Genomic DNA, 15,650 nt, shown 5'->3' on the forward strand with positions numbered 1-15,650 from the left:
CTCCACGCTAGTGCGCCCCGCTGTGTCCCGGCAGTGTCCCAATCGGCCAACAAGACGGTACGGCATGGCTTTTGGGGGTCATCCCTGGGCATCCGTGCAGTAGGAAGGAGGGCCGTCGCATGACGACTCCCATCAGGCGCGTGTCCAGGCGCATGCCCGGCTGGGCGAAGATACTGACCGCCGTCGTGGTGGTGCTCGTGGTGTTCTTCGCCGGGATCCGGTTCAGTGTGCTCCCTGGCCTCAAGGACCTGTTCGGTACCGAGACCCACGACCGTACGGGTCCCGCACTTCTGGAGTCCATCCAGGACATCAGCCGTTACGACGCCGCCTCCGGCAATTTCCAGGTCGTCGTGGACCTGGAGAAGGACACGAAGTTCCTGCCCGACGCGATCCGCGGCTCGCGCACCCTGTACGTGGGGGCGGGCGCCGTCGACGCCTACGTCGACCTCGGCAAGGTCGCCAAGAACGACGTGACGGTCAACGAGGACCGCACGGCCGCCACGCTCCATCTGCCGCACGCCCAGCTGGGCAAGGCCACGCTGGACGCCGACCGCTCCTACGCGGTCTCCAAGCAGCGCGGTCTGCTCGACCGGCTCGGCGACTTCTTCTCCGACAACCCCAACAGCGAACAGGCCGTGCAGAAACTCGCGGTGAAGCACATCACCGAGGCGGCGAAGGAGAGCGAGCTGACCAAGCGGGCCGAGACCAACACCACCAACATGCTCAAAGGACTGCTGAACTCGCTCGGCTTCAAGAAGGTGGAGGTCACCTACGGCACCTGATCAGCCGCCGAGCATGCCCGGCAGGGTGAGGGCGCCGAGCACGGTGGTGCCGACCAGCACCCACGCCACGTAGTCGCCGACGTGCCCGGACTGCAGGCGCCGTAGCCACAGCGCCCGGTCCGGTGCGGCGAACGCCTTCGGGCGGACGACGGCGAGGAGGGCGAGGGCCCCGGCCAGCAGGGTCGAGAGCAGGCCCAGCAGGACGCCGGCCGGGGTCCAGTGGACGGAGGTGAACACGCCCGCGGAACCGGTCTCGTTCACGGCACGTGCGGCCACCTTCGCGAAACCGGGAGCCACGCCGACGGCGACGGCTCCGGCGAGCAGGACGGCGGGCACCGCGGTCATGGTGTCCGGGATCCGGCTGAGCCGGTGCCGGGTCTCGGGCCGCTCGCCGGAGCCGGTCGTCTCGTACCCGGAACCGGTCTCGGGCCTGGGTCCGAGGCCCAGGAACACCCGGGCGGCGACCCGTAGGACGGCCGCGGCGGTCACCGCGCTCGCCGCCACGTAGAGCACGGTGAGCGGACCGCCCACGGCCTCCTCGGTGACGGACTTGCCCAGTGCCGTGCCGAAGGGCGGCAGGCCCGCGAGGCCGAGGGCGCCGAGGACGAACAGCACGGCGACGCCCTTGAGTTCGCGGGCCCTGCCGTGCAGGGCGTGCTCGTCGACGCTGCCGTAGCGGTCGAGGAGGATGCCGGTGCACGCGAACAGGGCGGCCTTCACTCCGGCGTGGCCGAGGACGTACAGGGCGATCCCGTCGTCGGCCTCGGGCTTCAGGACGCCGATGCCGATGAGGAAGAGCCCGGTGTGGGCGACCGTCGAGTAGGCCAGCAGTCGCTTGATGTGCCGCTGGTACCAGCACATCACAGCGCCGGTCACGGCCGTCAGCGCGCCCAGCGTGACGAGGGCCCGCTCGAACTCCGGGGCCGGGACGCCGCCGGGTCCGGAGAAGACCGTGCCGTACACGCGCCAGACGCCGAAGGTGCCCAGTTCGACCATGACACCCGACAGGAGCATGCACACGGGGGTGGGGGCGACGGCGTGCGCGTCGGGGAGCCAGAAGTGGAAGGGGACGGCGGCCGACTTGACCAGCAGCGCGGTCATGACCAGGACGAAGGCGGCGAGGACCAGGGCGTCGGGGCGTCCGTGCGCGTCCAGTCCCCGGCCGATCGCGTGCATCCCCAGCTCACCGGTGCGCGCGTACAGCAGCCCGATGCCCATGAGCATGGCGTAGGCGCCGAGCGAGGTGACGACCGCGAAGGTCAGCGCGCCCTGGACGGCCCTGGCCTCCTCGACCCGGTGGCCGGTGAGGGCGTACGCCACGACGCTCATCAGCTCGAACCACACGAACGCGTTGAACAGGTCGCCCGCGATCGCGAACCCGCACATGCCGCCCTGGAACAGCAGCAGGAGCGCGGGGAAGGAGCCGGCGTGGCCGCTGGGCGGTTCGTCGAAGTAGTGCCAGGAGTACGCCAGTGACGCCAGGGTGAGCAGGGAGGCGAGCGCGGCCATGCCGAGGCCGGGCCCGTCGCCGATCAGGACGATGCCGACGCTGTGTCCCTCCACGGGGGTCCAGCCGCCGGACCATTCCAGGAAGGGCGGCGAGGAGTTCAGCAGGAGGACGAGGGCGAGGGCGGCCGTACCCGCGGAGACCGCGCAGCCGACGGCCTCGGCGACGGGCCGGGGCACCAGGCGGCCGCCGGCGACGAGCAGGGCGGCTCCGAGCAGCGGTACGGCCACCAGCAGGGGCAGCGAGGCGTCCATCAGCCGCGCAGTTCGGAGAGTTCGTCGGGGTCTACGGTGCCGTGCCGTTTGGAGATCTGTACGACGAGGGCGAGCAGCAGGGCGGTGACGGTGGCGCCGACGACGACGTCGGTCAGCGTCAGGGCCTGCACGACCGGGTCGACGACCGGGCGCGAGCCGGGTTTCAGGTCCGAGAAGACGGGTGCGGTGGCGTCGTCGCGGTAGCCGACGGCCAGCAGCAGGACGTAGGTGCCGGCCTGGCACACGGAGAGGCAGCCGACGGCGTGGATCAGGTTCCGGCTGGTGGCGAGGCCGTAGCAGCCGGCCAGGAAGACCCACCCGGCGACCAGATAGGGAAAGACGTCCATCACTTCCCGTTCCCCTCCTCGATCTCGACGGTCTGGTCCAGGAAGCGGGCGAGCAGGACGACGACCGCGCAGGCCACCTCCATGCCGACGGCCGCGTTCAGCAGGGGAACGGTGCCCCCGGAGGACAGTGTGTTGAAGGTGCCGTACGGCAGCACGGTGTTGGCGAGGAAGGCCGAGCCGCCGATCAGTCCGGCGAGGCCGGTGACGACGTAGGCGGAGGTCGCGATCGCGTCGCCGGTCTCGTACAGGGCGACCGGCCTCACGCGTTCCAGGGCCCGGTAGTCGGCGCCCAGGTAGAGCAGGTGCAGGGAGGTCGCGGCGACCACCCCGCCCTGGAAGCCGCCACCGGGGCTGAGCTGTCCGTGGGCGATCACGTAGAGACCGGCGAGCAGGGCGACGGGGAGCACGAGGAGGGCGTACCGGCGGACGGGGCGGGCCACCTTCTGAGGGGCGGGGCGGTCGCGGTGTTCGTCGGGGGTCCGGCGCAGCAGGATCACACAGCCGATGACGGCGGCGAACAGGATGGTCATCTCGCCGAGGGTGTCGAAGGCGCGCTGGTCGAAGTTGACGGAGGCGATGACGTTGGCGGTGCGCCGGGCCAGGGAGGCGTGGACGGCCCGGTCGCCGTAGGGGTGGTGGTCGCCGCCGAAGGCGGGCAGGTCGAGGGCGGCGGCCACGAAGAGGGCCGCCAGGCCCGCGCCGCCCACCGCCACGAGCCACAGCCGGGCGCGTCGGCTCACCTGTGGTGTCCTTCCTTCTTGCCGCGCCGCCTGACCTTGTGGACGGCGAGCAGCAGCAACAGCGGGGTGAGGGCAGAGCCCACCGCCAGCTGCGACAGGGCCACGTCGGGGGCCTGGAGCACGGTGAACAGGACCGCGAGGACCAGGCCGAGCACGGACAGGACCAGCGCCTGGCGCGCGGGGTCGCGGACGGCCACCGCCGCGGTCGCGGAGAGGGCGACCAGGAGCAGTGCGACGACGATCACCGCGTCAGCCACGGCGGACCTCCGGGAAAGCGCCGGACAGGGCCCGGGAGGCGACGATGTTCCCGCCGATCAGCAGGGCTCCCACGACCAGCAGCTTGGCCATGGCCCGGCTCGGTCCGGTGGCCACGCACAGCGCGGGGACGACCACCGCGCCGACCGCCGCCGCCGCGTAGGTCAGGCCCCAGGCGCTCGGCGGGTCCTCGGCCAGTTCGTCGGCGAGCAGCCGGGCGAAGACGAGGGTGCCGACCGGGCCGAGCAGGGCGAGGACCAGGGCGAGATCGACGTAGGAGGGGCGCTCGTAGCCCTGGGAGAGCAGCAGGAGGGCGGGACAGGCGAACGCGGTGCACAGGTTCTGCGCCACGACCCGGCGCCTGAGCGGGCCGGTGGCGACGCCCCACACGGTGGCGCCCACTCCCCCGCCGAGGACGACGGCCGCCGCGAGGATCCAGCCGTTCACCGTGCGGTCACCGCCCGCCGGGCGGCCCGGGCGGCGAGTGCGCCGAGGCAGGCGACGCCCGCGCCGACCGCGAGTTCCAGGGTGTCCACCGTGCTGATGAACACGAGCCAGAGCACGACGAGCGCGGCCCACCAGCCGAGGAGTTCGGCCGAGGCGAGGAGTGTCGTACGTCCGTTCATGCGCCACCTCACTCCGCACCGCAGCCTGGGAAACGTCCGTCGCGCGCCATCCAAACACCGGCCGGAGGGCGCGCGGTGGAGACGCGCGCGGTACCCAGCCCCCCAGTGCCCCGACCGTACGAAGGGAAACCGGGGGTCGGTCGGTGCGCTGCGGCATTGTCGGACCGTTCAGGGGTAATCGCCCCACGACACTGTGAAGTTAGGGAAGTTTGAGAGTGGAGGACCAATGGCCTGGGCGCCCTCACGTTCGCGAGCGGGGTCAGACGCCGGCACCGCCAAGGACGAGCGCGCGGCGGAACCCGCCCGCCCCCGGCGAGGTCCGCTCTCCCTCGTCGTCCGTTTCGTGGCGATGGTGTTCGCGTTCGTGTTCATGGTGGCGTTCGCCGTCGTCCTGGCCCGGCTGACCCTCGAACCGTCGCCCGCCTCGGTGGATCTGACGCACACCAACCTGCACCCCGGTGCCTCGCTCAAGGCCTACCTGGACCAGCCCGAGATGCGGGACGCCGTCAAGCAGATCGGCGGGAACATCCTGCTGGGCGTCCCGTTCGGCATCCTGGTCCCGATCATCGCCCCGAAGACCCGTGGGCTGCTGCGGATCCTGCTGCTGACGGCCGTGGTGATGCTGCTGGTGGAGTTCGCGCAGGGTGCGCTGGTGGAGGGACGGGCCTTCGACGTCGACGACGTCATCCTCAACACGTCCGGCGCCCTGATCGGCTATCTGCTGCTGGGGCGGCGGTTGAGCCGGGCCGTGCACAAGAGGCCGGCCGCCAAGCCCGCGAAGTAGGCGTGCGGGTACGGACCAGACGCAACTTCTGGTCCGTACCAAAGTATTGACGCCCCCTTAACTCACTCCTTAAATCAAGAGGCGACACCTTCATCCCCCACCTCGAAGGAAGAGCCGTGGCCGCCTCACGCCTGCTGCGCAGATGTCTCCTCGCCGCGCTGTCCGCCGTACTGATCTGCGCCGGGACCGCCGAGGCGGACCCGCCCACCGCCGCCTCGTCCTCCGCTGCCGCCGCTGCCGCCGCGGTGACGTTCTCCGACACCTTCGACGGGCCCGCCGGAGCCGCCGTCGACTCCTCGAAGTGGCAGACCGAGACCGGTGACAACGTCAACAACCACGAGCGGCAGTACTACACGTCGGGCAACAAGAACGCGGCGCTGGACGGCCAGGGTCATCTGGTGATCACGGCCCGGCGCGAGAACCCCGCGAACTACCAGTGCTGGTACGGCACCTGCCAGTACACCTCGGCCCGGCTGAACACCTCAGGGAAGTTCAGCGCGCAGTACGGACACGTCGAGGCACGGATGAAGGTCCCGCGCGGACAGGGCATGTGGCCCGCGTTCTGGATGCTCGGCACCCCGGTCAACTGGCCGGACTCGGGCGAGATCGACATCATGGAGAACGTCGGCTTCGAGCCCTCGACCGTGCACGGCACGATCCACGGCCCCGGCTACTCCGGCTCGGGCGGCATAGGCGCGGGCTACTCCCTCCCGAACGGCCAGGCCTTCGCGGACGCCTTCCACACCTTCGCCGTCGACTGGGCCCCGGACTCGATCACCTGGTCCGTGGACGGGAACGTCTACCAGCGGCGCACCCCGGCCGACCTGGGCGGCCGCACCTGGGTCTTCAACAAGCCGTTCTTCCTGATCCTCAACCTCGCGGTCGGCGGCTACTGGCCCGGCGACCCGGACGGCTCCACGGCCTTCCCGCAGCAGCTCGTGGTGGACCACGTGTCGGTGACCACCGGCGACACGGCCACCGGGGCGGCGATCCGGGGTCTTGCCGGCAAGTGCGTGGACGTGGCCGGGGCGAACCCCGCGAACGGGACCGCCGTACAGCTCTACGACTGCAACGGCACCGCCGCCCAGCAGTGGACCGTCGGCTCGGACGGCACGATCCGCGCGCTCGGCAAGTGCCTGGACGCGGCGGGCGGCGGCACCGCGGACGGGACGGCGGTCCAGCTCTACGACTGCAACGGCTCCGGGGCCCAGCGCTGGACCGTCACGAGCGCACACGACATCGTCAACCCGCAGGCCGGCAAGTGCCTCGACGTGACCGGCAACAGTTCGGCCAACGGCACCCGGCTGCAGCTGTGGAGCTGCACGGGCGGCGCCAACCAGAAGTGGACCGTCGGCTGAGCCGGCGGGTCAGTGCCGGGTCCAGGTGAACTTGTCGCCGCCCACCCAGCGCACCACGTCCGGGTCGTCCAGGTCGTGGACCGTGATGCCGAAGGCGGCGGCCGCCTCCAGTACGTCGGTGACGGCCCTGGCCTCGCCGACCACCTCTCCGTCGATCTCCACGATCCGGAACGGCGGTGTGGTCGGCTGGACCCCGAGCACGATGATCCGCGGGGTGGCGATGTGCGGGCTCGCGATTTCGGTCATGGAAAGAGCGTAGAACGCATCCCGCGGGAGGGAGAGGCGGGCCGTGCGCCGAACCGGGCGCCGGACCCGAGTGACCGCCGAGCCCTCGCAGGAACCCGTGCGCGGTCTCAGGGACGCCGCCACTCGTCGTCGCCGAGGTGCGAGCCGGCCTGCGGGCCCATGCGGAGCATCCCGCCGTCGACGCTCCAGGACGCTCCGGTGACGTAGGTGGCCTCGGGGCCGGCCAGGAAGGCGATCACGGCGGCGACCTCGCGGGCGTCACCCGGGCGGCCGAGCGGGACGCCCGGCCGTTTTTCGGTGTGGACGTCGGTGTCCTCCTGGCCCGTCATCGGGGTGGCGATCTCGCCGGGCGCGACCGCGTTGACGGTGATGCCGTGCTCGGCGAGTTCCAGGGCCATGACCTGGGTGAGCAGTCCCAGGCCGCCCTTGGCCGCGCAGTACGGGGCCGCGCCGACCCGGGGCTGGTGCTCGTGGACGGAGGTCACGTTGACGATCCGGCCGCCGTCGCCCTGCCGGACCATGTGCCGGGCGGCCCGCTGACCGCACAGGAAGGGGCCGACCAGGTCGACGTCGAGGACCTCGCGGACCGTGTCGAGCTCCAGGTCGAGGAAGGGCGTCATGGTTCCGGTGCCCGCGTTGTTGACCAGGACGTCGAGACGGCCGAGCCGGTCGCACAGCTCGTCGACGGTGTCGGCGGCGACGGGCAGCCGGGTGAGGTCCGTCCGGGCCAGGGCGGCCCGCTGTCCGAGGGCGCGGACCTCCTCGGCGGTCTCCTCGGCACCCTTGAGGTCGTTGTGCCAGGTGATCCCGATGTCCATCCCCGCCCGGGCCAGCCGGACGGCGGTGGCCCGGCCGATGCCGGAGTCGGCTCCGGTGATCACGGCCACCTTGCTGCGGGGTGCGGTGGGGGCGGACATCTCGGCCTCCTCGGGATGGGGGTGTCGTCAGGGCTGACGAAGCAGCTGCCGGACGTCCGGGGTCCGAGATCCTCCGAGATCCGAGGGATGTCCGAGGGATGTCCGACGAGGCCTCGCAGTACCCGGCGGCGAACGCGGCAAACCGCTCGCCCGTCGTGCGGGCCCCCGGCCCCTGGGGAACTCTGGAGGTGGAGGTGGCGATGGATCCCGTCGAGGCCCTGGAACGGATCGCCTTCCTGCTGGAGCGGTCGCTGGCACCGACGTACCGCGTCCGTGCCTTCCGTACGGCGGCCCGGGTGCTGACCGGACTGCCCGCGGACGTGGTGCGCGAGCGCGCGGAGGCCGGGTCGCTGGAGTCGCTCAAGGGCATCGGCCCGAAGACGGCCCAGGTGGTGCGCGAGGCGCTGGCCGGCGGTGTGCCCGGCTACCTGGAGAAGCTGGAGTCGGAGTCCTCCGCCCCCCGGGCCCGGGGCGGCGAGGAACTGCGGGCGCTCCTGCGCGGCGACTGCCATCTGCACTCCGACTGGTCGGACGGCGGCAGCCCGATCGAGGAGATGGGCCGCACCGCGGCGGAGCTCGGCCACGAGTGGGCGGTGCTGACCGACCACTCGCCGCGGCTGACGGTGGCCCGGGGGCTGTCCCCGGAGCGGCTGCGGGAGCAGCTGGACGTGGTGGCGGCGCTGAACGAGACCTGGGCGCCGTTCCGGCTGCTCACCGGCATCGAGTGCGACATCCTCGACGACGGCTCCCTGGACCAGGAGCCCGAACTCCTGGACCGCCTGGACGTGGTCGTCGTGTCCGTGCACTCCAAGCTGCGCATGGACGCCCGCTCGATGACCCGGCGCATGGTGGCCGCCGTACGCGATCCGCGCGCGAACGTCCTCGGACACTGCACGGGACGGCTGGTGACCGGGCGGGGGCGGCCCGAGTCGGAGTTCGACGCGGACGAGGTGTTCGCCGCGTGCGCCGAGTCGGGCACGGCGGTGGAGATCAACAGTCGCCCGGAGCGCCTCGACCCGCCGCGCCGGCTGCTGCGCCGGGCGGTCGACGCGGGCGTGCTGTTCTCCGTCGACACCGACGCGCACGCGCCCGGCCAGCTCGACTGGCAGATCCTCGGGTGCGCGCGGGCGCAGGAGTGCGGGGTGCCGGCCGAGCGGATCGTGACCACCTGGAACCTCGACGAACTGCTGGCCTGGTCCCGGGAAGGCCGGGTACCGGACCGAGTGGCGGGCCCTTGAGGTGGTACCCGTGCGGCACGACAGGACAAGGAGCGGTACATGGAACGGGCGGCAGTGTTCGACGTCGACGGCACCCTGGTCGACACCAACCACCTGCATGTGACGACCTGGTGGGAGGCACTGCGGCAGGCGGGCCACCAGGTGCCGATGCACGCCGTCCACCGGGCCATCGGGCTCGGCTCCGACGACCTCGTGGCGCATCTGCTGGGCGAGGACCGCGACAAGGACCAGGACGACGAGCTCAGCGCCGCCCACAAGGCCCTGTACGGGCAGTACTTCGACCGGCTGCCCGCCCTCCAGGACGCGGGCCGGCTGCTGCGGCATCTCGACCAGGAGGGCTGGCGGGTGGTGCTCGCCACCTCGGCGGGCGGGGCGGAACTGTCCGCGCTGCGCCGGGCGATCGGCGCGGACGAAGCGATCATGGCCACCGCCAGCGCCGACGACGTCGAGGAGGGCAAGCCCGCCCCCGAGCCCGTCGAGCACGCGCTGGAACTGGCCGGGGTACCCGCCGAACGCGCGGTCTTCGTCGGCGACACCGTCTGGGACATGCAGGCCGGCACCCGGGCGGGCGTGCGCTGTGTCGGCGTCCTGTGCGGCGGCATCCCCCGCGCCGACCTGGAGGAGGCGGGCGCGCAGGCGATCTACGACGATCCGGCCCACCTGCTGGCATCCCTGGCGGACAGTCCACTGGCATGACGAGCCGGAGGCACGGAACCCACTGCTCATGACAGGTGTGACAGAGGCTCTCCGCCGACAGCCCCGCCCGACGCACGCGATACGGCAGGGAGCACATGCCTTCGGCCGGGCGGCCCGTGCCGCCTTCCGTGGCCCGGGGCGGGAGCGCGATCTGCTCGTGCAGTCGCTCAAGGCCTCGGCCGCCGCGATCCTCGCCTGGCTCGTGGCCGGTGTGTGGATGGGCGATCCGATGGCCCTGATGGCGCCCTGGGTGGCGGTGGTGCTGGTGCAGGCCACCGTGTTCAGCTCGCTGATCCAGGCCGTACGGCAGCTGGCGGCGATCTGTTGCGGGGCCGTACTGGCGTCGGTGGCGCTGGCCGTCACCGGGAGCACCCTGGGCGCCGTGGCACTGTCCGTGCCGCTGCTGGTGCTCCTCGCGAACTGGCCGCGCTTCGGCGACCAGGGGATCTACGGTGCCACCACCGCGCTCTTCACCCTCTCCACCAGCACGGTCGGGGCCTCCGCGGTCGGCCACCGGGTGGGACAGGCCGCGCTCGGCGCGGTCATCGGGATCGCCGTCAACGCGTTCGTCCTCCCGCCGGTCCATCTGCGGGACGTACGGGAGAATCTCGCGGCGTTGGCCCGGGAGGCGGGCGACACCCTGCACACCGTGGCCGGTGATCTGCGGGACGGTGAGTGGGACACACAGGGCTGGTCGCATGCCTCGGCCCGGCTGGAGCGCCGGCTGGGGGCGCTGCGGTCCGCCCGCGGCTGGAGCCGGGAGAGCCTGCGTCTGACGGCCGCCCCGCTGCAAGCCGTACGGCGGCCTCCCGCGTCGCTCCCGCCGGAAGAGGACGACGAACGCTGGAGCCGTGTCACCGGGCACATCCGCGCGCTGACCCGGACCCTTGTCGTGGCCGCCGACGAGGACCGCGCGCCCACTCCGCCCGCCGGGCCCGTACTGGACTCGTACGCCGACCTCCTGCAGCTGATCGGCGACGCCTGCCACGCGGAGAGCGACCGGCTGCTCGCGGCCGGCGGTGCGGGCAGGCCCGACGACCACGCCGAGGCGGCGATGCGGGAGCTGCGGGGTCAGCTCCAGGACGGGCTGCGGGAGCACGCCGGGCAGGGGGCCGAGGGCACGACCGTGCTGGGCACTCTGCTGCTGCAGGCCGAGAACCTGTGGAGCGAGATCGTGCCGACCGGTCGGAACGGGTGACGCAGCTCACCCGGGAACACGCCGAACGGCGGAACACCACAGGGTTGTTGCCCGTTGAACAGACCGTGGGTGCGGATGGGACAGTGTCCCCGGGCCTCACCTTTTGCCCACAGGGACGATCGTTCGGCTGAAGCCCTGTGGAGCCTTTCGCCGAGAGGCGACCGCCATCCGCATCCACCTCTTGACCGCCCCGACCGTGATTCCCCCGTCCGGTCGGGGCTTCCTCTTGTCCGGGCGCGGTGCCCGGCGGGGCGCGCTTGACTTCGAGAGCACTCCAATTCGTAGCGTTCCCGTCATGAGCACTGCACAGCACAAGATCGGTTCGGGGTTCGACGCCCACAGCACCGCAGACGACGTCCTCGCGGGCATCGACCTGACCGGAAAGCTCGCGATCGTCACCGGCGGCTACTCGGGGCTCGGCCTGGAGACCACCCGCGCGCTCACCAAGGCGGGCGCCCGGGTCGTGGTCCCGGCCCGGCGTCCCGACACCGCCTGGAAGGCCCTGGCGGGGCTGGCGGGCGTGGAGCTGGACGAGCTCGACCTCGGTGACCTGGAGAGCGTGCGCGCCTTCGCCGAGCGGTTCCTCGACTCGGGCCGTACGGTCGACTTCGTCATCGACAGCGCCGGGATCATGGCCTGCCCGGAGACCCGGGTCGGGCCCGGCTGGGAGGCCCAGTTCGCGACCAACCACCTCGGGCACTTCGCGCTGGTCAACCGGCTGTGGCCGGCCATCGAGCCGGGTGGCGCCCGGGTGGTCTCGGTGTCCTCGCGCGCCCACCACTTCTCCGGCATGCGCTGGGACGACGTCCACTGGCGCACCGGCTACGACAAGTGGCAGGCGTACGGCCAGGCCAAGACGGCGAACGTCCTGTTCGCCGTCCACCTCGACCGGCTCGGCGCCGAGCGCGGGGTGCGGGCCTTCTCGCTCCACCCGGGCGGGATCCTCACCCCGTTGCAGCGCCACCTCCCCAAGGCGGAGATGGTGGAGCGCGGCTGGATCGACGAGCAGGGCAACCCGCTCAACCCCTCCGGCTTCAAGAGCCCGGAGCAGGGCGCGGCCACACAGGTGTGGGCGGCGACCTCGCCCCAGCTGGCCGGGATGGGCGGCGTCTACCTGGAGGACTGCGACATCGCCGAGCCGGCCGTCGACGGCGACCAGAGCAGCGGCGTCAGGGCGTGGGCGACCGACCCGGAGCAGGCGGAGCGCCTGTGGACCCTGTCGGCGGAGCTGACGGGTGTGAACGCGTTCGCCTGAGCCGACGGCCCTACAACCGCTTGAGTTCCTTCGTCCCGTACAGCGCGGCCGGTGCCCCCGTCTCCAGGGCCCAGTAGCGGTCGCCGTACGACCAGTGCCACCACTCGGTCGGGTAGTTGACCAGGCCCGCCGAGCTCAGTGCCGCGCCCAGCAGGGCACGGTTGGTCCTCGCCTCCTCGGTGATGTTGCCGGCGCCCGTGTAGCAGGCGCCGTCGCTCTCCTCGGGGTTGGCGTTCATGGCGGTGCCCAGGTCGAGTTCGCGGCCGTCGGCGTCGGTGAGGGTGAGGTCGACGGCCGCGCCGGCGCTGTGCGGGGCTATCTCGGGCGGGGAGACATAGCGGCTGGCCGCCGAGCGGATCCGGTCGGCGGGCCAGTCGGGGTGGGCGGCGAGCAGTTCGTCGGCGTACTGCTCGAAGTAGTGCCGCTGGAGCGCGGGCGGCCGGTAGCCCTCCACGAAGAGCAGGCGCAGGCCGTCGGGCAGCAGGGCCTGCGCCCGGAGCAGCCGGTCGAGGACACCCTGGCGCAGATGGACCTCGGCGCCCAGGGAGTCCTCGTGCTTGCGGTCGTCGACCAGGAGGTGGTCGCGGACGTCCACGAGTGGTTCGCCGTTCTCCTCGACGGGGACGGCGGCGACACGGGCGTCGGACATCAGGATGATCTCACTCATGGGGTGATCATCCCGTGGCCGCGGACCGGGCCGCGGACCGTGCCGTGCACCGCGTGCGTCGCCGGAGGCCGGGTACTCGGGCGGTCCCCGCCCCAGCGGCCCGAAGGAGCCGAAGGTGAGCACTTCAACCGGCAGCAGGATCGTGGTCACGGGCGCCACCGGCAACGTGGGAACCAGCGTGGTGCGTCTTCTCTCGGAGGATCCGGAGGTGGGCTCCGTACGGGGCCTGGCCCGGCGGATCCCGGACTGGTCGCCCGCGAAGACCGAGTGGTTGGCGGTCGACCTGTCATCGGAAGGGACCGATCTGACCGAGGAGTTCGCGGGCGCCGACGCGGTGGTCCATCTGGCGTGGGCGTTCCAGCCGACGCACGACCCGGCGGTGACCTGGCGCACCAACGTCCTCGGCTCGATCCGGGTGTTCGAGGCGGTGGCGGCGGCCAAGGTGCCGACGCTGGTCCACGCGTCGTCTGTGGGCGCCTATTCGCCGGGCCCCAAGGAGCACGCGGTCGACGAGTCGTGGCCGACGCACGGCTGGCCGGACGCCGCGTACTGCCGGGAGAAGGCGTATCTGGAGCGCGCCCTGGACACCTTCGAGCGCGACCACCCCGGCGTCCGGGTCGTCCGGATGCGCCCGGCGTTCCTCTTCAAGCGGGAGTCGGCGAGCGAGCAGCGCCGCATCTTCGGCGGCCGGTTCCTGCCGGGCCAGCTGGCCCGGCCCGACCTGCTGCCCTTCCTCCCCGACATTCCCGGCCTGCGGGTGCAGGCGCTGCACACCGACGACGCCGCCAAGGCCTACGCACTCGCGGTGCGCTCGGACGTGCGGGGCGCCTTCAACCTGGCGGGCGAGCCGCCGGTCGACGCCGAACTGCTGGGTGAGCTGCTCGGCGCCCGTCCCGTACGGCTGCCCCGCACCGCGGCCCGTTCGGCGATCGCGGCCGCGTGGGGTCTGCACCTGCTGCCCGCGTCGCCGCATCTGTTCGACGCGGTCCTGCGGCTGCCCCTGATGGACTGCACCCGTGCGCGTACGGAACTCGGCTGGCACCCGGAGCACACCGCCACCGAGGTCCTGGAGGAGTTCCTGCACGGGATGCAGCAGGGCGCGGGGGCCCGGACGGAGCCGATGAAGGGCCGCAAGGTGGGCTGAGACCCCGGCTGACCCACGGGTCCGCGAGTCAGGGCGGGCCCGCGGGTCAGCCGGAGGGCTCCTCGGCTTCCGGGTGCTCGGGGTGCACGGTGTCCGACCGCGGCGCCCCCTGCCGGCCGGTCCCCGCCTCGTCGGTGTCCGGGACGTCGTCCGGCTTGTCGGTGCCGGGGGCCTCGTCCGGGACGGTGGCGACCTCCCAGGGGTCGTCGCCCTCGCCCGCCTGCTGGTCCGGCAGATCCCGCGGGACGGGATCGCCGTTCTCGCCCGGTCCTTCGTTGCGGTGGTCCACGGCGTCCTCCGTTCGTGTTGATGGCGGGAGCGCGAGTACCTCCGCGCAGGTCGGCGAAACGTCAGCTCGGGGAGCGCTCCTCCAGGGCGGCCCGCCAGGCCGGTGCCGGTCCCTCGGGCGCGGGCTCGGGACGCCGGCCGCCGCGGGCGAAGAAGTCGGCGAGCGGAAGAATGGCCGCGCCCACGGTGACCGCGTCGGGTCCGAGGCGGCCGAGGTCGACGGTGACCTTCTCGGCCGGGTACCGCAGCGCGTACGCGGTCGCGTGGCGCCGTACGGCGGGCAGGAACCGGGTGCCCAGCTGGAGCCCGGCCCAGCCGCCGACGATGATCCGCTCGGGCTGGAAGAGGTTGATCAGGTCGGAGAGTCCGGCGCCCAGGTACTCGGCGGTCTCCTCCAGTACGGCCAGCGCCACGGGGTCGCCCGGGGTGTCGTCGGCCGGATACGCGGCGGCGAGCAGGGCGGTCAGCGCGGTCTCCTCGTCGACGCCCTCGGGCGGCCGTCCGCCCTCCTCCCGCCAGCGCTCCAGCAGCGACTCGGCACCCGCGTAGGCCTCCAGGCAGCCGAGGGCACCGCAGCGGCAGCGGCGCCCCCTGACCCGTACGGTCAGATGCCCCCACTCGACCGCGCGGCCGTGCTCCACCTCGGGCGTCACCAGGCAGGCGCCGACGCCCGAGCCGAAGAGGACCACGACGGCACTGCGGGCACCGCGGCCGCCGCCGAACCACATCTCGGCCTGGCCGAGGGTCTTGGCGCCGTTGTCGATGAAGTAGCGGACGCCGGCGGGCAGCGGGGAGCCGGTGCGCAGCAGTGACTCCAGCGGGACGGCGTCCCAGCCGATGGTCTGGCCGTGCACGACGGCCCCGCTCTCGGGGGTGTGGGCCACGATGCCGGGCACTCCGATGCCGACGCCGAGCAGCGCCTCGGGCTCGATCGCGGCACCGGCGAGCACCTCGGCGATGCCGTCGCGGATGTGCCCGACGATGGCCTCGACGTCGTAGCTCCGCTGGGTCAACGGCCGTTCGGCGCGGGCGAGTTCGGTGAGGGTCAGGTCGAACAGCTCGACGCGCACCCGGGTCTCGCCGACGTCGACGCCGATCATGTGGCCGCTGCCGGGCGCCACCCGCAGCAGGGTGCGGGGGCGTCCGCCGTCGGAGTCCACGCTGCCCGCCTCCTCCAGCAGGCCGTCGGCCACCAGGTCGGCGACGACGTTGCTGACCGAGCCGGAGCTCAGTCCGGTGACCGGGCCGAGTTCGAAGCGGCTGAGGGGTCCGTCGAAGTAGAGGCGCTGCAGCACGGCCGTGCGGTTGGCGCGCCTGAGGTCGCGTACGGTGCGTCCGTTCAAGGGTG

Annotated in this window: 19 protein-coding genes; 8 read left to right on the forward strand and 11 right to left on the reverse strand. The window is 72.5% G+C overall.

The annotated features are described in order from the left end of the window. Nucleotides 1–119: 119 nt before the first annotated feature. Nucleotides 120–782: a DUF4230 domain-containing protein gene (locus tag D1369_RS03275; protein WP_007386567.1), complete on the forward strand. Its 663-nt coding sequence runs from the start codon at nucleotides 120–122 to the stop codon at nucleotides 780–782. Here D1369_RS03275 and D1369_RS03280 read toward each other — a convergent pair whose 3' ends face one another. From D1369_RS03280 to D1369_RS03305, 6 genes are read right to left on the reverse strand one after another with little or no spacing between them, the layout of a single operon-like run. Continuing rightward, the gene (locus tag D1369_RS03280; protein ID WP_037902309.1) at nucleotides 783–2,543 is read right to left on the reverse strand and encodes a complex I subunit 5 family protein; all 1,761 of its coding nucleotides are present in this window, start codon (nucleotides 2,541–2,543) and stop codon (nucleotides 783–785) included. It abuts the gene before it with no gap. Beyond that, nucleotides 2,543–2,890: a sodium:proton antiporter gene (locus D1369_RS03285; protein WP_037902307.1), complete on the reverse strand. Its 348-nt coding sequence runs from the start codon at nucleotides 2,888–2,890 to the stop codon at nucleotides 2,543–2,545. Before D1369_RS03285 ends, D1369_RS03280 begins: the two co-directional genes overlap by 1 nt. Then, nucleotides 2,890–3,630 carry a hydrogen gas-evolving membrane-bound hydrogenase subunit E gene (mbhE, locus tag D1369_RS03290; RefSeq protein WP_007386564.1) on the reverse strand — a complete coding sequence of 247 codons (741 nt, stop codon included), beginning with the start codon at nucleotides 3,628–3,630 and terminating at the stop codon, nucleotides 2,890–2,892. The genes D1369_RS03285 and mbhE overlap by 1 nt, the downstream gene beginning before the upstream one ends. After that, nucleotides 3,627–3,887 carry a hydrogenase subunit MbhD domain-containing protein gene (locus D1369_RS03295; RefSeq protein WP_007386563.1) on the reverse strand — a complete coding sequence of 87 codons (261 nt, stop codon included), beginning with the start codon at nucleotides 3,885–3,887 and terminating at the stop codon, nucleotides 3,627–3,629. The genes mbhE and D1369_RS03295 overlap by 4 nt, the downstream gene beginning before the upstream one ends. Further along, nucleotides 3,880–4,332, reverse strand: coding sequence for a monovalent cation/H+ antiporter complex subunit F (locus D1369_RS03300; protein WP_037902305.1), 453 nt, complete (start codon nucleotides 4,330–4,332; stop codon nucleotides 3,880–3,882). The genes D1369_RS03295 and D1369_RS03300 overlap by 8 nt, the downstream gene beginning before the upstream one ends. Further along, nucleotides 4,329–4,511, reverse strand: coding sequence for a hypothetical protein (locus tag D1369_RS03305; RefSeq protein WP_037902302.1), 183 nt, complete (start codon nucleotides 4,509–4,511; stop codon nucleotides 4,329–4,331). The genes D1369_RS03300 and D1369_RS03305 overlap by 4 nt, the downstream gene beginning before the upstream one ends. Nucleotides 4,512–4,737: 226 nt before the next feature. Between D1369_RS03305 and D1369_RS03310 the strand changes: the two genes are divergently transcribed. Continuing rightward, a complete protein-coding gene (locus tag D1369_RS03310; protein ID WP_007386561.1) occupies nucleotides 4,738–5,295 on the forward strand; it encodes a VanZ family protein in 558 nt (185 codons plus the stop codon). A gap of 116 nt (nucleotides 5,296–5,411) precedes the next feature. Further along, the gene (locus D1369_RS03315) at nucleotides 5,412–6,653 is read left to right on the forward strand and encodes a glycoside hydrolase family 16 protein (protein WP_118082244.1); all 1,242 of its coding nucleotides are present in this window, start codon (nucleotides 5,412–5,414) and stop codon (nucleotides 6,651–6,653) included. 9 nt (nucleotides 6,654–6,662) lie between these two features. Here the strand turns inward: D1369_RS03315 and D1369_RS03320 are convergent, their stop codons facing one another. Continuing rightward, nucleotides 6,663–6,899 carry a hypothetical protein gene (locus D1369_RS03320; protein WP_057613237.1) on the reverse strand — a complete coding sequence of 79 codons (237 nt, stop codon included), beginning with the start codon at nucleotides 6,897–6,899 and terminating at the stop codon, nucleotides 6,663–6,665. Between the two features lie 107 nt (nucleotides 6,900–7,006). Continuing rightward, nucleotides 7,007–7,816 (reverse strand): SDR family oxidoreductase, encoded by an 810-nt coding sequence (locus tag D1369_RS03325; protein WP_118082245.1) that lies wholly within the window; start codon nucleotides 7,814–7,816, stop codon nucleotides 7,007–7,009. A 200-nt stretch (nucleotides 7,817–8,016) separates the two neighbouring features. On the opposite strand from D1369_RS03325, the gene D1369_RS03330 reads away from it, so the two are divergent. The 4 genes from D1369_RS03330 to D1369_RS03345 all read left to right on the forward strand — a co-directional run bounded on the left by D1369_RS03330 (nucleotide 8,017) and on the right by D1369_RS03345 (nucleotide 12,203). Continuing rightward, entirely contained in the window at nucleotides 8,017–9,054 is a 1,038-nt protein-coding gene (locus D1369_RS03330; protein WP_050789929.1) for a PHP domain-containing protein, read from the forward strand. Nucleotides 9,055–9,093: 39 nt separating this feature from the next. Next, nucleotides 9,094–9,750, forward strand: coding sequence for an HAD family hydrolase (locus D1369_RS03335; RefSeq protein WP_007386557.1), 657 nt, complete (start codon nucleotides 9,094–9,096; stop codon nucleotides 9,748–9,750). A gap of 28 nt (nucleotides 9,751–9,778) precedes the next feature. Then, nucleotides 9,779–10,948 (forward strand): aromatic acid exporter family protein, encoded by a 1,170-nt coding sequence (locus D1369_RS03340; RefSeq protein WP_007386556.1) that lies wholly within the window; start codon nucleotides 9,779–9,781, stop codon nucleotides 10,946–10,948. 295 nt (nucleotides 10,949–11,243) lie between these two features. Next, nucleotides 11,244–12,203: an SDR family NAD(P)-dependent oxidoreductase gene (locus tag D1369_RS03345; RefSeq protein ID WP_007386555.1), complete on the forward strand. Its 960-nt coding sequence runs from the start codon at nucleotides 11,244–11,246 to the stop codon at nucleotides 12,201–12,203. Between the two features lie 10 nt (nucleotides 12,204–12,213). Here D1369_RS03345 and D1369_RS03350 read toward each other — a convergent pair whose 3' ends face one another. Next, nucleotides 12,214–12,870 (reverse strand): M15 family metallopeptidase, encoded by a 657-nt coding sequence (locus tag D1369_RS03350; RefSeq protein WP_118082246.1) that lies wholly within the window; start codon nucleotides 12,868–12,870, stop codon nucleotides 12,214–12,216. A 115-nt stretch (nucleotides 12,871–12,985) separates the two neighbouring features. On the opposite strand from D1369_RS03350, the gene D1369_RS03355 reads away from it, so the two are divergent. Beyond that, on the forward strand, nucleotides 12,986–14,014 hold the full coding sequence (locus D1369_RS03355) for an SDR family oxidoreductase (protein WP_007386554.1): 1,029 nt from the start codon (nucleotides 12,986–12,988) through the stop codon (nucleotides 14,012–14,014). 46 nt (nucleotides 14,015–14,060) lie between these two features. Here the strand turns inward: D1369_RS03355 and D1369_RS03360 are convergent, their stop codons facing one another. Beyond that, the gene (locus tag D1369_RS03360) at nucleotides 14,061–14,303 is read right to left on the reverse strand and encodes a hypothetical protein (RefSeq protein WP_007386553.1); all 243 of its coding nucleotides are present in this window, start codon (nucleotides 14,301–14,303) and stop codon (nucleotides 14,061–14,063) included. 61 nt (nucleotides 14,304–14,364) lie between these two features. After that, nucleotides 14,365–15,645 (reverse strand): ROK family protein, encoded by a 1,281-nt coding sequence (locus D1369_RS03365; RefSeq protein ID WP_118082247.1) that lies wholly within the window; start codon nucleotides 15,643–15,645, stop codon nucleotides 14,365–14,367. Between the last annotated feature and the right edge of the window lie 5 nt (nucleotides 15,646–15,650).

The organism is Streptomyces sp. CC0208 (assembly GCF_003443735.1).
Lineage (GTDB): Bacteria > Actinomycetota > Actinomycetes > Streptomycetales > Streptomycetaceae > Streptomyces > Streptomyces sviceus.